The following is a 241-nucleotide window of genomic DNA, read 5'->3' on the forward strand; positions in this document are numbered from 1 at the left end:
GCCACCCTTCCGGGTGAGCGCAACTGGGGCTACGACGGCGTACTGCAGTCTGCGCCTGCGCCCGCCTACGGCACGCCTGACGAGCTCAAGGCACTGGTCGATGCCGCCCCTGGCCTGGGGATGATGGTGCTGCTTGACGTGGTGTACAACCACTTCGGGCCGGACGGCAAGCCGCTGCCGACCCTGGCGCCGGCGTTCTGCCGCAGCGACCTGTGCACCCCGTGGGGCAATGCGGTCGATT

The 241-nt window shown here is 69.3% G+C and carries 1 protein-coding gene; it reads left to right on the plus strand.

Going from position 1 to position 241, the window contains the following annotated elements; genetic code table 11:
* Window positions 1-241: alpha-amylase family glycosyl hydrolase (locus ACQG3P_RS22475; RefSeq protein ID WP_426806294.1), on the plus strand; the 241-nt coding region annotated here is incomplete at both ends.

It is taken from the genome of Stenotrophomonas sp. SrG (genome assembly GCF_050031795.1).
GTDB lineage: Bacteria > Pseudomonadota > Gammaproteobacteria > Xanthomonadales > Xanthomonadaceae > Stenotrophomonas > Stenotrophomonas rhizophila_A.